Consider the following 15288-nt stretch of genomic DNA (forward strand, 5'->3'; position numbering starts at 1 on the left):
TCAAGTAATTAAAATAGCTGTTCAAAATAGCAATCATGAAGTTTTCATTCGTATTGTTTGTCATTAGCAGTGCATTCTCAATAACCACCTATGCCCAGCAGGGAACTGCAGCAGCCGATAAAGTAACTTCGGGCAAAATGAACTGGTCGCAGGGAATGGCAGCCTCGGTAATGAGCTGGGGGAACGATTCCGCCGCAAAGAAGCCTGGAAAATGGAGTTACGATATGGGCGTTGTTTTAAAAGGGATGGAAGCGTTGTGGAAAGCAACCGGCGATGCTTCCTACTTCAAATACATTCAAAAGAGCATGGACGCCTGGGTTGATGAAGACGGAAATATAAGAGGGTACGAAGCCGATGAATATAATATTGACCACGTAAATAATGCAAAGCTGTTGTTGCTGTTATACCGGGTAACCGAAAAGCCCAAGTATAAAAAAGCAGCAGATCTGTGTCGCGCACAATTACAAACTCATCCGCGCACACATGAGGGCAGTTTCTGGCATAAAAAAGTATATCCCTGGCAGGTGTGGCTCGATGGGTTGTATATGGGACAACCGTTCTATGCAGAATATGCCATGCTGTTTGGAGAAGATACCGCCTTCAATGATATTACCCGGCAGTTTATAGCCATTGAGCGTCATACCCGCGACGCAAAAACAGGCTTGCTGTATCATGGCTGGGATGAATCGAAAGAACAAAAATGGGCCAATAAACAAACCGGTACTTCACCGCACTTCTGGGCGCGGGCGTTGGGCTGGTATGGTATGGCCATGGTAGATGTGCTGGATTATTTTCCTGCCAAACATCCGGGCCGCGATTCTATCATTGCTATTTTAAACCGGTTCACCAAAGCAGTATCCAAAGTACAGGATGCCAAAACCGGCTTGTGGTACGATGTGGTTGATATGGCCACCACGCCTAAAAATTACCTGGAAGCCTCGGCCTCGGCCATGCTGGTATACACTATGGCGAAAGGCGTTCGCAAAGGCTACCTGCCCGCTACGTATTGGGCAAATGCACAAAAAGGATATGCTGGTATCCTGAAAGCCTTTGTTGATAAAAATGCCGAAGGACAGGTGCAGTTTAAAGGCACCGTAAAAGTATCAGGCCTGGGTGGCAATCCTTACCGCGATGGCAGCTTTGCCTATTACATGAGTGAACCCGTGATCGTGAACGACTGGAAAGGAATAGGCGCTTATTTGCTGGCCGGCGCTGAAATGGAAAACCTGCCTGCTGCCCTGCCTGGTAAAGGAAAAACCGTAACGGTAGATTATTACTTCAACCATGAAGATAAAAAGACCCTGAACGGGTTTCAATATCCAACGCATTATACCTGGAATGAAATGAGTTATAATGGGTTCAGCTACCTGGGCGATATCTTCAGCAGCTACGGCGCCAGGCTGAATACGCTAGAAGCAGCGCCTACCGCCGCTAACCTGACCAAAACAGATGTATACATCGTTGTTGACCCCGACGGGTTAAAAGATAACAAGAACCCCAATTATGTAGAGGACAGCCATGTAAAAACTATCAGTGCCTGGGTACAAAATGGCGGTGTGTTGGTATTAATGGCAAATGACAGTGTAAATTGCGACCTGGCGCATTTTAATAAGCTCGCCAAAACATTTGGTATTACGTTCAGCAACCGGGGACGCAACTTTGTACAGGGCAATCAATACGAAACCGGCGCCGTTCCCATTCCGGCTGGCAACGAAATATTCAAACAAACCAAAAAGGCCTACCTGAAGGAGATCAGCATCCTGGAAACAAAAGCGCCTGCCAAACCATTGGTGAAGGTAGATAACGATGTGATCATGGCGGTAGCCAAATACGGCAAAGGCACTGTGTTTGCGGTAGGCGACCCCTGGCTGTACAATGAATATACCGATGGCCGTAAATTACCGGCCGAGTATGAAAATGCCAAAGCGGCTTATGAACTGGCCAAATGGCTTTTACAGCAGGGAACTAAGAAATAATATATTAGCCACTGGCTGTATTTATAAAGACGGGCATTAGGAAGGTGCAGGACAGGAAATACAATAATTGAGTAGATTTTTACCTTGTTAGATGGTTTGATTGTTGGACATGTTGGCATTTGTTCGGTTTTTCGATATTCGGCCAACCTAACAATTTAGCCATCAAGCCATCAGGCAATTCGAAATTAGGTATGTAAATAAATAATAAAGATTCTAAAAAACTTTAAACGCGTAGTGTATGATCCTTTCGAGGTATAACCTGAAAAATATCAGTGCGCAGGATATAGTAACGCCTGCTGAGTCTGTTTTTGATCTTCCAGAAAAAGTATTGCAGTTCGGCACAGGCGTATTATTACGTGGATTACCCGATTATTTTATTGACAAAGCCAACCGCCAGGGCATTTTCAATGGCCGGGTGGTAGTGGTTAAATCAACCGACAGCGATTCTTCCGCATTCGACAAACAGGACGGACTATATACTTTATGCGTTCGTGGTTTAGATGGCGGCAAAAAGATAGAAGAGAATATCGTGAATTCTTCTATCAGCCGCGTGTTGAGTGCAAAAGACGAGTGGAGTGAGGTTCTGCAATGTGCGCATAATCCCCACATGCAGATCATTATTTCCAATACTACCGAGGTAGGTATTCAACTGGTACAGGATGATATTCATCGTCTGCCGCCCGTTTCTTACCCCGGTAAACTGCTGGCGTTCTTAATAGAGCGCTACAAAGCATTTGATGGCAGCCGTCAAAGCGGTATGGTCATTGTGCCTACCGAACTGATCCCCGATAATGGTAAAAAACTGGAGTCGATCGTACTGGAACTGGCCCACCTGAACGGCCTGGATGATACCTTCATTCAATGGCTTGAGAACTGCAACTATTTCTGCAGCTCCCTGGTTGACCGTATTGTGCCCGGTAAACCCGATAGCGCCATCCGCGAACAACTGGAAAAACAACATGGCTATAAAGATGAACTGCTTACCATGTCGGAAGTATACCGCCTGTGGGCTATCGAAGGTGGCGAGCACATTAAATCGGTGCTAACCTTTGCATCGGTAGATGAAGGGGTGGTAATAGCACCCGATATTAACCTGTTCAGGGAACTGAAACTACGCATGCTGAACGGTACGCATACTTTATCGTGCGGACTGGCTTACCTGGCTGGTTTTGGCACTGTGAAACAGGCGATGGATGATGCCAGCATGCAAACATTTATCTCCCAATTGATGTTAAATGAAATAGCTACCGGCATTCCTTACAATGTAGAGCCTGGCGTGTCTCAAACGTTTGGTCATAAAGTATTGGATCGTTTTGCCAACCCGAATATCGAGCATCTCTGGATCAACATTACCATGCAGTACACGTCAAAGATGAAAATGCGTAATGTGCCCGTGATACTGAAATATGCAGAGCGGATAAAAGCTGTACCTGAGAATATTGCTCTGGGATTTGCCGCTTATCTGTTATTTTTGAAGCCCGTTATTAAGAAGCAGGACAAATATTACGGCGAGTGGCAAGGTAAAGAATACCTGATCCAGGACGATTTTGCAGCCTATTTCTTTGAAAAATGGAGCAAATTAACACCGGCTGATCTGGCCGATGCAGTATTGGCCGATACCTCCCTGTGGGGAGCCGATCTGAGCGCCATACCTGGGTTTGCCCAGGCAATTAAAGAAAATATGGCCTCGATACTGGAAACCGGTGTATCAAAAACAATTCAAATACATCAGACCAAAAAAGTATTGGCGTAATGAAGAAAAAGGTCTTAAAAGTTCATGAAGACGATAATGTTGTCGTAGCACTGACGAACTTATCGAAGAATGAGACAGTATCCCTAAATGGTCAGGAATTTACGCTGCAGGAAGATATTACTGCCAAGCACAAATTCGTGGCCGAAGATCTGCAGGCTGGCGACTCCATCATCATGTATGGCGTATTGGTTGGTAAGGCTCAGTCGCCCATTAAAAAAGGCGGTCTTATTTCAACAGCCAATGTAAAGCACGCAGCCAACGATTTCGAAATACGCGCCCAGCGCAATACCGAATGGAAAAAGCCGGATGTAACGAAGTTTACCGGTCGCACCTTTATGGGCTATCATCGCCCCAATGGTGAAGTAGGTACGGCAAATTACTGGCTGGTTATTCCCATGGTTTTTTGCGAGAACCGAAACCTCGATGTATTACAGGAATCCCTGGTACGCGACCTGGGTTATGGCCGTAACCGAAAATACCGCTACCAGGCGCAGCAACTGATCCAGTTATACCAAACCGGTAAAAGTGTTGAAGAGATCCTGAAGGCCGATCTGCAGGCAGAAGCCGACCTGGAAGAATCAAAACGTTTATTCCCCAATGTAGATGGCATAAAGTTCCTTACCCACGAAGGTGGATGCGGTGGCACCCGCCAGGATGCACAGGCGTTGTGCGGACTGCTGGCCGGGTACATCACGCACCCCAACTGTGCCGGTGCAACTGTGTTAAGCCTGGGTTGCCAGAATGCGCAGGTCTCCATTCTGGAAGAAGAGATCAAAAAGCGCGATGCCAACTTCAGCAAACCATTATATATTCTGGAGCAACAGAAGATCGGAATGGAATCTGATCTGCTGGCTGCTGCCATTAAGCATACATTCGCAGGGCTTATCATAGCCAACCAAAGCAGGCGCGAACCCGCTCCGCTCAGCAAGCTGTGCATCGGGTTAGAGTGCGGTGGCAGCGATGGCTTCTCCGGGATCTCTGCCAACCCCGCTATCGGTTATACATCCGATCTGCTGGTAGGTTTGGGCGGTTCAGTTATTCTTTCCGAATTCCCTGAACTGTGCGGTGTAGAACAGGAACTGAGCGACCGTTGCGTGCAGGTAGATGTTGCTAAACGCTTCTCGCACCTGATGAAAACCTATAATGCAAGAGCCGTTGCCGTAGGCAGTGGTTTTGATATGAACCCTTCTCCGGGAAATATCAAAGACGGTTTGATCACTGATGCCATTAAATCGGCTGGCGCCGCCAAGAAAGGTGGCACTTCTCCGGTAACAGATGTTTTGGATTATCCCGAAAAAGTAAATAAGCCAGGATTGAACCTGCTGTGCACACCCGGCAATGACGTGGAATCTACCACTGCCGAAGTAGCCAGTGGCGCCAATGTGGTGTTGTTTACAACCGGTTTAGGTACGCCCACCGGTAATCCCATTGCACCGGTTATTAAATTAGCAAGCAATACCGCTTTGTATAATAAAATGCGTGATATCATTGATATCAACACCGGTACTATCATTGAAGGGGAGGAAACTATTGAGCAGGCTGGTGAACGCATCCTGGATTATGTGATCAAAGTGGCCAGTGGTGAGTTGCAGATAAGCGCCGTACGCCATGGGCAGGATGATTTTATTCCCTGGAAGAGAGGGGTATCGTTATAGTTCTTAGTTCATAAGTTATTTAGTTATTCAGTTCCTTGGTGTTTATTACAATGTTTTGAACTGAAAAACTTACGAACTAATTAACTTTTCAAATATTATCATTTAAAAAATAAAAAGGAGAGCTATACATGTGGGATTCCCACTAGCTACTCACTACTAGCTACTCGCTTTTACCAAATCGGCCAAATGAAAAAATTTGTTGACGAGCATTTTTTACTGCAAACACCAACCGCACAGAAGCTGTACCATGAGTTTGCCAAATCAATGCCCATTATAGATTATCATTGTCATTTACCGCCCGATCAGATTGCCAATGATACCCAGTTCGAAAATTTAACCCAGGTTTGGTTGTATGGCGATCACTACAAATGGCGCGCAATGCGTACCAACGGCGTGCATGAAGAGTTCATCACCGGTAATAAAAGCGATTACGAGAAGTTTGAAAAATGGGCCGCTACCGTTCCTTACACCTTACGCAACCCGTTATATCACTGGACACACCTTGAGTTGCAACGCTACTTTGATGTACACGACATCCTGGATGCAACCACGGCAAAAAAAGTATACGAAGCCTGTACCGCCAGGCTGCAAACAAAAGAATACTCTGTTCGTGGCCTGCTGCGCAAGATGAATGTAAAAGTGGTGTGCACCACCGACGATCCCATTGACAACCTGGAATATCATAAAAAGATCAAGGCCGACAACCTTGATATAAAAGTATTACCCGCATACCGTCCCGATAAGGCGATGAATGTGGATGATGCCGCTACCTTTAATGCCTATGTAGGCAAAGTGGAAGCCGCTTCCAACACTTCCGTTGGCAGCTACAGCGAATACCTGTCTGCGTTAAAGAAACAACACGACTTCTTTGCAACTATGGGTTGTGGCGTATCGGATCATGGCCTGGAGCAGATCTATGCCGAAGATTACACCGAAACTGAGATCAGGAATATCTTTGATAAAATTAGAAGCGGTAAGGAGATCTCTTACGAGGAGAACCTGAAATTCAAATCAGCCATGCTGATTGAATTTGCCAAATGGGATTGGGAAAAAGGCTGGGTACAGCAATACCACCTCGGCGCGTTGCGTAACAACAACAGCCGGATGTTGAAGCGGCTCGGTCCCGATACCGGTTGGGATTCCATTGGCGACTTCTCGCAGGGACGTGCCATTGCCCGCTTCCTGAATAAACTGGATACCAATAACCAGTTGGCAAAAACTATCCTGTACAATCTTAATCCTGCCGACAATGAGTTGATGGCAACCATGATCGGTAACTTCAATGATGGCAGCATAGCAGGGAAAGTGCAGTTCGGTTCGGCCTGGTGGTTCCTCGATCAAAAGGACGGCATGACCAAACAAATAAATGCCTTGTCGAACATGGGGCTGCTGAGCAAGTTTGTAGGGATGTTAACCGATTCAAGAAGTTTCCTGTCGTTCCCCCGCCACGAATACTTCAGGCGATTGCTTTGTAACCTGTTTGGAGAAGAAATTGAGAATGGCGAATTGCCTGCAGATATTGACTGGATAGGTAAAGTGATCCAGGACATTTGTTTTAACAACGCTAAAAACTACTTCAACTGGTAATGAGTAATGTGTTAAGCTTTGGAGAATTACTGTTGCGATTATCGCCGGATACCGAAGGTCAATGGCTGGTCAATACATCGATGCCCGTACACGTAGGTGGTGCTGAATTGAATGTAGCCAGGGCACTTGCTCTTTGGAAAATACCGGTGAAATATTTCACCGGCTTACCCGATAATTACTTATCACACCAGATCGTTAAATCGCTGCAGCAATGGAATATTGATACCTCGGCCATTCAATATGGCGGTCAGCGTATCGGGTTATATTATTTGCCGCAGGGACTGGATGTTAAGAACGCAGGCGTTATATATGACCGTGCAGGTTCATCCTTTGCCAGTTTGCAAAAAGGCACTATCAATTGGGACGCTATCCTCGACGGGGTAACCTGGTTCCATGTAAGCGCCATTTGCCCGGCATTGAACGCCGATGCGGCCGATGTATGCGAAGAAGTAATGCAGGTATGTAACAAAAAAGGCATCACCGTATCCATCGACCTGAACTACCGCGCAAAACTGTGGCAGTACGGCGTACCGGTGCATGAAGTGATGAAGCGGCTGGCGCCTTACTGCGACCTCATCATGGGTAATGTGTGGGCTGCAGAAAAGATGTTACAGATTCCGGTGCATCCCGACCTGGTAACAGTTGATAAAAAAGAAATGTACCTTGAGCAGGCATTGGTTTCCTCTAAAGAGATCATAAAGCAATACCCACGCTGCAAGGCAGTAGCCAACACTTTCCGTTTCGATCATAAAGGTATTTTATATTATACCACTTTATATACCAACGGGCAATTGCATGTTTCGCAAGTATACACAACCGAAACTGTGATTGACAAAGTAGGTAGTGGCGATTGTTATATGGCCGGTTTAATATATGGTTTCTATAAGCAGCAGGCCCCCCAGGAAATTCTTGAGTTTGCAACAGCGGCTGCCTTTCAGAAACTATTCATTAAAGGCGACGCCACCAATAAATCGGTAGAAGAAATAAACGCATCTATAAAAAAAGCATGAACAAACAACTGGATATAATACGGCAGATCGCCCAGCAGAAAATGCTACCGCTGTATTTTCATAAAGATCAGGCCGTAAGCATAAACGTATTGAAGGCTTTGTATGAAGCCGGCATTAAAGCCGTAGAATATACCAACCGCGGCGCAGAAGCAGTAGATAATTTTAAAGCGTTACGCAAGGTAGTGAACGAGAGCATGCCCGGTATGCTGTTGGGAATTGGAACTGTAAAAACCATCGCCGATGCTGAACAGTTTATTGCAGCCGGCGCCGATTTCATCATAAGCCCCGTGGTATACCCACCGGTAGCCAAGGTGGTGCAGGATGCCGGGTTGTTATGGATTCCCGGTTGTTTAACACCTACCGAAATTTTCACTGCAGAAATGAATGGTGCCAAAATGGTGAAGATCTTTCCGGGCAGTGTAGTAGGGCCTTCTTATATTTCAGCTATTAAAGAATTGTTCCCCGGTTTATTGTTTATGCCTACCGGAGGTGTAGATACCACTGCAGAAAGCATCAAGGAGTGGTTCGATAATGGCGTATGTGCGGTAGGGATGGGAAGCAAACTGATCAGCAAAGGTATTATGCAGAACCAGGAATACGATAAACTAACAACGCTGACGAAAGTAGTTCTGGAAATACTAAGTAACATAAAATAAAATAACAAAGACGTGCCACGTTCCAACAGCGTGGCACGTCTTTGTTCCTTAAAAGGACTGATATGCAAGCTATAGGAAAATACAGGTGGACTATTTGTGGGCTGGTATTCTTTGCCACCACGGTAAACTACCTCGATCGCGCGGTAATTAGTTTATTGAAATCGACCCTCACCAAAGAAATGCATTGGGATGATGGTGATTATGCCAATGTGGAAATTGCATTCAAGATAGCCTATGCCATCGGTTTATTGCTGGCCGGCCGCGTAATAGACAAGCTGGGAACAAAGATCGGTTATGCATTGTCTACTGCCCTGTGGAGCATTGCGGCCGTAGCGCATGCAGCGGCTAACAGCGTATTCGGTTTTGGTGTTGCCCGGGCTGCATTGGGCGTAACTGAAGCAGGTAACTTTCCGGCTGCAATTAAAACGGTGGCCGAATGGTTTCCCAAAAAAGAACGGGCGTTGGCTACCGGTATATTCAATTCAGGCGCCAATATAGGCGCCATTGTTGCACCTGCAAGCGTTCCTTTCATTGTAGAGAAACTAGGCTGGCAATGGGCATTTATTATTACCGGTGCATTGGGATTTGTATGGCTGATGCTTTGGTTCATTTATTATGAAGTGCCGAAGAAACAAAAGAAATTATCCCAGGCCGAATATGAATACATCCACAGCGATAAAGATGAAACACCGGCGCTGGACCAGGTAAAACCCAGTGTTTCCTGGGCCAGATTGCTTACTTATAAACAAACCTGGGCATTTGCCGTTGGTAAACTGCTTACCGATCCCATCTGGTGGTTCTATCTCTTCTGGTTACCCGATTTTCTGGAAAGTCAGTACGGCTTAAAAGGTACCCAGGTTTCATTGCCGGTTGCCCTGGTATACAGTATGTCGACCATAGGAAGTGTATTCGGAGGATGGATACCCATGAAATTGATCAATAGTGGCTGGCAAACCTATAAAGCCCGGAAAACTTCCATGCTGATCTATGCCTTTTTTGTTATTCCTATATTGTTCGCGCAGTTAGCAGGTGGTGTTAACATGTGGCTGGCCGTTATAATCATTGGTATTGCCGCTTCTGCACACCAGGCATGGAGCGCCAACATCTTTACAACGGTAAGTGATATGTTCCCCAAGCATACAACAGGTTCAGTAACTGGTATTGGCGGTATGTTTGGCGCAGTGGGTGGTATATTGCTTTCTGCTGCCGTACAAAAAAATATGTTTGTGCATTATCGCAGTATTGGAAAAATTGAAGTTGCTTATTACATCATGTTTGCGGTTTGCGGTGGTGCTTATCTGTTGGCCTGGGTGCTCATGCACTTCCTGGTGCCAAAAGAAAAACGTGTTGAAGTGTAGTATTAAAGAATTCTCAGTATAAAGAGGGCGGGGAAGAAGCCGGTGAAACGGCATCTTCCCCGTTTTTATTTAAATCCTTTTAGCGCTGCTGTAGCCTTCCCAAAGGCAAAAATTTTAGCCCAAATCGATTTTGATGGCCCGCCTTGAAAGTGTGTAAAAAAACCGCATAAAGGGCAAATAATGACCCATGAGGGTGTAATAATTAAAAAATTCAGAAACAATTTCCGTTTATTGATCGTAGTGTGCAAGAATTTTGTAAATTAGAAATAATCTAAATCGACTGTTATGGAAAGAGCCTACAAATGCTGTCAATCCTGTGGTATGCCTATGAAACGGGATAGCGGTGGCACCCATGGGGATGGCACCATAAGCAAAATGTATTGCAGCCACTGTTTCCAGGATGGAAAATTTACAGTGCGGAACATTACAGTTGATGATATGAAGGAACGGGTAAAAGGTAAATTAAAAGAGGTTGGCTTTCCTGGTTTCCTGACCGGTTTTTTTACCCGTAACATACATAAGCTGGAGCGCTGGAAATCACACCCCCTTGCTGTTGAATAATTTCCCAGGAGCAGGGCGTTTTTATGAACATTGAATCTATAGCAATTCTTCACCCGTAAAATTTATGTGCTGTTCAAAAGAATGGCACCGTTTATCTGTGCGCCGAATCAAAGCGTATTTGATGCCAGGCGTTCCTATAACAGATATTCCTGATATTTTACTTCCCCACCTTATTAGTAATTTTCATATGTTCTCATTTAACAACATTGCAACGGCCTTCTTTCTGTTGGTTGTTTAAATTGCAGGTGAACCATATTGGTTCAACCTAACTTTTATCCTTAAACAGCCATGAAAAAAACATCTACTCTTCTAACAGGCTTTCTGTTTCTTTCTATTATTCTGCAAGCACAAAAAAAACAATCAAAATTTTTCACCCAACTGGCAGTCGGTCCTTCATTTCCCATTGGGCGTTTTGCCGAAACTTCCTATAAAGGGGAAAATGAAGTGCCCGGTTTCGCAAAAACAGGAATAGGCGCTCATCTTTCCCTGGGCTATTATTTAAATAAATCTTTTGGGCTTTTGCTTTCATCGGGATACACTATACATGAGCAGGATGAACAGGCCTACAGGGATTATTTTAATGGATTTTTTTCTGGAATAACAGTGCGACAAATGGAGGCTAAAAGCTGGAAGACAGCAAAAGTGATGGCCGGGGGCTTTCTGGTTACCCCATTAACGTCGGAATCGGAGCTGGTTTTGCGTACAAAACTAACTGCTGGTCTTGCAAAGACGGCTGTTCCGAAGATCTGGTGGTGGGGGGCCGATCAAAGCGGAATGTCGACTGCTGGTGCTAATAATGAAAAAGTACCACTGCCCTGGTCATTCTGCTACCAGGTGAGTGCGGCGCTTGAGTATAAGGTTAGCCGGAACTGGCATGTGCTGTTAGATATCAGTTCCTTTAATACAAAAGCCACCAATGAATTCAGCTATACTATTATACCCAACCCGCCTGGCGGGCCCGTGCAAATGGTTACTGTAAAAAATAAGTATAAGCAGGCTACTGTAAATGTAATGGCAGGAATAGGCGTGAGCTTTTAACAAGCAAGGTAGCTTTTCATAAATTACTTGTTATCGGGTATTGGGCCGGCAGCTTATCAAAACTGTAAGCCAGATACCTGCACTTATAAATGATTTTCAGTTATTTAATCCCGCCGTAAGGCGGGATTTTTGTTTAGAGTTATAGGACCTCTCCCCAATTCTCATATTATTTTAATCTCCGGTTCCTGTCATCGAAAGTATCTTTAACTGCGCATAAAGCCTGTTCACTTTTCTATTCACGATCGCTCTGTCATGCTTTTAATATCAGTAAGCCCGGTTACGCGGTGATTTCATTCACCGGCAGCTATTGTACTATTCAACCACATACAGTGTTATTATTATGAAGAAGATCATTAATCCAGTACGAAACCGGCTGAAACGCGTGTACAACCGGTTACACAACGAAGGTTTCAAAAACAATTTATTACAGGCTATTCCTTTCTGGATCGCTTCGGTGATAACCGGCCTTCTGGCGGTATTGTATGCCAAATTATTTTCCTGGGCAGAAATGGGTACGGAATGGGTGCTGCATCATGGGGTATGGTGGCTTTTTATTGTGATGCCTGTTTGTTTTGTTACTGCCTGGTGGCTCGTGTATAAGTTTGCGCCTGCAGCACGCGGAAGCGGCATACCACAGGTGATTGCAGCGGTAGAACTGGCCACGCCCAAATACATTGACAAGGTTAAAAAACTGCTGAGCATTCGCATCATCTTCTTTAAAATAGTATCGAGCGTTATCATGGTGTTTGGCGGCGGGGTTGTTGGGCGGGAAGGGCCTACCATACAAATTGCCGGCTCTGTGTTCAGGTCTATTAACCAAATGCTGCCTTCCTGGTGGCCCAAGATCTCAAAACGGAATATGATCATGGCCGGCGCTGCAGCCGGACTTGCTGCGGCATTTAACACGCCGATGGGTGGAGTAGTGTTTGCGATGGAAGAAGTAACACGTACCCATATCAGTTATTTTAAAACAGCTTTATTTACGGCAGTGATCATTGCAGGTTTAACCGCCCAGGGTTTGCTGGGCCCTTATTTATACCTGGGTTATCCCGATGTAAGTAATTTGTCGGGTTATATATTCTTTGGCGTTATTGCAGTGGGTATCGTCACCGGCGTATTAGGGAGCGCAATGGCGCGGGCAATTTTAAGTATCATGAAATGGACGCGGTCGTTGAGGTCGGTCCCTAAAAGAGTATTATACATTACCGCATGTGCCTTAGTGTTGGCTACACTGGCCTATTTTGTAAGTGTGCATGCATTGGGTTCTGGTAAGGAGATCATGACGCATGCCTTGTTTACGAATGATAAAACCCTGCCCTGGTATATGCCCTTCGTGCGGATAATAGGACCGATTTTATCATTTACTACCGGCGCAGCAGGTGGCGTATTTGCTCCGGCCTTAACGGCGGGCGCCAGTATCGGCGTCGTGATGGGGGAGTGGTTCCATGTTTCTCCCACAAATGTGAATCTGCTGATCCTGGCAGGTATGGTAGGTTTTCTTACAGGCGTAACCCGTACGCCCTTTACGTCGGCCATCCTGGTGCTTGAAATGACCGACCGGCACAATGTTATTTTTCACCTGATGTTAGCCGGTATGGTGGCAAGTCTCGTTGCCTACCTGGTTGACAGGCATTCATTTTATGATCATCTGAAAATGCAATACATACAAGATGTGCATCATGAAGCGATTCGAGAAGAAGAGAAAGAAGCGAGTGGTAAGTAGCTGGGGAGGAGGGCAGGGGACCTTTCTATTTGCATATTGTCTATTGCAAATTGTATATTTCTTTGCTGCCGTCTTTGCTATGCGTGCATATTGCCAATTAGGCTGTTCCTTGTTACCTCGCTGCCTTTATGCCTTGTTGCCTTTCTTGCTTACAGCTTGCAGCTTGCAGCCTGATTCCTATTTCTGCCATTGCAACAAACTTTACTCTTTATTTCTTTGTATTCTTCCCATCCCAACCTTTAAATTTGATCAGATCATCAAAATCAAAAGAAAGGCCTTTTTTAAAGATCACGAGGGCGGTGCGTTGATAAAACTTGCGGCGTAAAACAGGCAGGTGATGCCAGTAACGTACCCGTTTTTTAAAGGTGTGCTGTAAGTTGGCAACCAGCAGTTTTTTATCCAATTCGCCGTCTTCCTGAACAGCCTTCAATAATTTCATCGAGAGCACACCAGTAGCAGCGCCGGCCATAAAGAACAAATTCCATTGTCCCCGGCCAAACAAATGAATAACGAAATGACTGGTAAAGAAATCGGCCAGTAAACCACCCACCAGGGGAGCGGTTGCAGAAAAAACAGCGGTAACAATATTTTTGGTAACCAGGTAAACAATGCCTTCTTCGGCAGGCGCCAGCTTTAACCCGATATTCTGTAATGCCAGGGTAATACCGGCGTTGGAAGCACCCATCAGAATGTGCATTACCACCAGCAGCGGCAGAAGCAAAGCTGCGTTCATAACCCCGATTACCGACCAGGCCATAATACAGCCAATGTAAACCGGGGCACAAATGCGAATAATGGTTTTATTGCTATAGCGGTCAGAGCATCTTCCCCACAATTTTATGGAGGTAATGCTGCTCACCTGGCTAACAATATTCAAACAGATAACATACACCAGTGGCAGGCCCAGGGTCTTCATCATATATACAGAGAAGAAGGGTGTAACCAGGTTGAAAGCAAAGATCCAGATGGAATTAAAAACCAGCAGCTTTCTGAAGTTGGGTACAGTAAGCGGCTTGCTGAACAGCTTTACAATATTATCATTGATAGGTGTTGGTTTGGGCTCGGGCGTACGGGCCAGGGCGTATACCCCCCACATGCCGGTGATGCCGCTGATGATGAACATCCCTGCGTACGCGGTTATTTCATAAGCGGGATAATGTTCCTTGATATGATCAATGCTCAGGGCAATGAACAGGCTGAGCGTAACATTCAAAATTTGCATCAGGCGGCTGCGGTGCGAAAAATAGCTGCCCAGTATTTGTTGAGGAATGAGGTCGCGCATCCAGGAGTTCCAGCTACCGCCGGCTATGGAAGCAAACAGGTATTGAAACGACAATAAAAAGATAAGGGCTGAAACACTGGCGCTGTTGGAAAATAGTAAGGGCAGCGTGCCGATCACCAGTAACGGCACCCGGGCGCAAAAAGCGCCGATCACGGTTATTTTACGCCGGTTATTGAAACGCTGTACCAGCCAAACGGATACAAGTTGAAAAATATTGGTGAGTGTGGGTAATGCGGCCAAAATCCCGATCTGAATATTGGAGGCGCCCATGTATAAGGCTATGGCAACCAGGAAAGTGCCTGCCGTAAGGGTGTTCATGGTCTCGGTAGCCAGGCCATCCTTTAATATTAAATGCAGCCCGGTCTTTACCTGGGTATTGGTTAATTGATCAGATGGTTGAAGTTTCATCACACAGCCTCTTAATGGATACACAATATTAACGCACAAATAAAAAACGAATTACAACTGTGGATATTATTCCAGGCCATTACTTATTGACACTTAGTATGCGATAAATCCATTATTTATAATTTCCTTAAGAAAAGGCAACAAGGCAGCGAGGCAACAAGAAAAAGGCAAAGTGCAATGCTAAAGGCCGAAGCTAAAAAGAAAAGCCATCCCGCTTTAAGTGGAATGGCTTCTTTTAATAAAGACAGTCCTGAAAACGTCTTTATATGCTTAGTCGACTA

At 45.4% G+C, this 15288-nt stretch carries 11 protein-coding genes; 10 read left to right on the top strand and 1 reads right to left on the bottom strand.

Going from position 1 to position 15288, the window contains the following annotated elements; all coding sequences use genetic code 11:
* Nucleotides 1-35: 35 nt before the first annotated feature.
* The 10 genes from FAM09_RS24255 (at nt 36) to FAM09_RS24300 (ending at nt 13317) form a co-directional block, all read left to right on the top strand.
* A complete protein-coding gene (locus tag FAM09_RS24255; protein WP_136579755.1) occupies nt 36-1976 on the top strand; it encodes a glycoside hydrolase family 88 protein in 1941 nt (646 codons plus the stop codon).
* Nucleotides 1977-2214: 238 nt separating this feature from the next.
* A complete protein-coding gene (locus FAM09_RS24260; RefSeq protein WP_136579756.1) occupies nt 2215-3729 on the top strand; it encodes a tagaturonate reductase in 1515 nt (504 codons plus the stop codon).
* Entirely contained in the window at nt 3729-5384 is a 1656-nt protein-coding gene (locus FAM09_RS24265; RefSeq protein WP_136579757.1) for a UxaA family hydrolase, read from the top strand. The genes FAM09_RS24260 and FAM09_RS24265 overlap by 1 nt, the downstream gene beginning before the upstream one ends.
* 186 nt (nt 5385-5570) lie before the next feature.
* Complete coding sequence (uxaC, locus tag FAM09_RS24270) at nt 5571-6971, top strand: glucuronate isomerase (protein ID WP_136579758.1); 1401 nt, start codon at nt 5571-5573, stop codon at nt 6969-6971.
* Complete coding sequence (locus FAM09_RS24275) at nt 6971-7981, top strand: sugar kinase (protein ID WP_136579759.1); 1011 nt, start codon at nt 6971-6973, stop codon at nt 7979-7981. Before uxaC ends, FAM09_RS24275 begins: the two co-directional genes overlap by 1 nt.
* Nucleotides 7978-8637, top strand: coding sequence for a bifunctional 4-hydroxy-2-oxoglutarate aldolase/2-dehydro-3-deoxy-phosphogluconate aldolase (locus FAM09_RS24280; protein ID WP_136579760.1), 660 nt, complete (start codon nt 7978-7980; stop codon nt 8635-8637). Before FAM09_RS24275 ends, FAM09_RS24280 begins: the two co-directional genes overlap by 4 nt.
* 62 nt (nt 8638-8699) lie before the next feature.
* Nucleotides 8700-9995, top strand: coding sequence for an MFS transporter (locus FAM09_RS24285; protein ID WP_136579761.1), 1296 nt, complete (start codon nt 8700-8702; stop codon nt 9993-9995).
* 285 nt (nt 9996-10280) lie between these two features.
* Nucleotides 10281-10556 (top strand): zinc ribbon domain-containing protein, encoded by a 276-nt coding sequence (locus tag FAM09_RS24290; RefSeq protein WP_136579762.1) that lies wholly within the window; start codon nt 10281-10283, stop codon nt 10554-10556.
* A 288-nt stretch (nt 10557-10844) separates the two neighbouring features.
* Complete coding sequence (locus FAM09_RS24295) at nt 10845-11594, top strand: hypothetical protein (protein ID WP_136579763.1); 750 nt, start codon at nt 10845-10847, stop codon at nt 11592-11594.
* 340 nt (nt 11595-11934) lie between these two features.
* Entirely contained in the window at nt 11935-13317 is a 1383-nt protein-coding gene (locus FAM09_RS24300; RefSeq protein ID WP_136579764.1) for a chloride channel protein, read from the top strand.
* 208 nt (nt 13318-13525) lie between these two features.
* Here the strand turns inward: FAM09_RS24300 and FAM09_RS24305 are convergent, their stop codons facing one another.
* Nucleotides 13526-15007, bottom strand: coding sequence for an MFS transporter (locus tag FAM09_RS24305; RefSeq protein ID WP_136579765.1), 1482 nt, complete (start codon nt 15005-15007; stop codon nt 13526-13528).
* Nucleotides 15008-15288 lie beyond the last annotated feature (281 nt).

It is taken from the genome of Niastella caeni (genome assembly GCF_004834005.1).
Lineage (GTDB): Bacteria > Bacteroidota > Bacteroidia > Chitinophagales > Chitinophagaceae > Niastella > Niastella caeni.

Excerpts from the sequence above, each read along its gene's own strand:
- FAM09_RS24255 (WP_136579755.1), top strand. The coding sequence starts at position 36 with ATGAAGTTTTCATTCGTATTGTTTGTCATTAGCAGTGCATTCTCAATA.
- FAM09_RS24260 (WP_136579756.1), top strand. The coding sequence starts at position 2,215 with ATGATCCTTTCGAGGTATAACCTGAAAAATATCAGTGCGCAGGATATA.
- FAM09_RS24265 (WP_136579757.1), top strand. The coding sequence starts at position 3,729 with ATGAAGAAAAAGGTCTTAAAAGTTCATGAAGACGATAATGTTGTCGTA.
- uxaC (WP_136579758.1), top strand. The coding sequence starts at position 5,571 with ATGAAAAAATTTGTTGACGAGCATTTTTTACTGCAAACACCAACCGCA.
- FAM09_RS24275 (WP_136579759.1), top strand. The coding sequence starts at position 6,971 with ATGAGTAATGTGTTAAGCTTTGGAGAATTACTGTTGCGATTATCGCCG.
- FAM09_RS24280 (WP_136579760.1), top strand. The coding sequence starts at position 7,978 with ATGAACAAACAACTGGATATAATACGGCAGATCGCCCAGCAGAAAATG.
- FAM09_RS24285 (WP_136579761.1), top strand. The coding sequence starts at position 8,700 with ATGCAAGCTATAGGAAAATACAGGTGGACTATTTGTGGGCTGGTATTC.
- FAM09_RS24290 (WP_136579762.1), top strand. The coding sequence starts at position 10,281 with ATGGAAAGAGCCTACAAATGCTGTCAATCCTGTGGTATGCCTATGAAA.
- FAM09_RS24295 (WP_136579763.1), top strand. The coding sequence starts at position 10,845 with ATGAAAAAAACATCTACTCTTCTAACAGGCTTTCTGTTTCTTTCTATT.
- FAM09_RS24300 (WP_136579764.1), top strand. The coding sequence starts at position 11,935 with ATGAAGAAGATCATTAATCCAGTACGAAACCGGCTGAAACGCGTGTAC.
- FAM09_RS24305 (WP_136579765.1), bottom strand. The coding sequence starts at position 15,007 with ATGAAACTTCAACCATCTGATCAATTAACCAATACCCAGGTAAAGACC.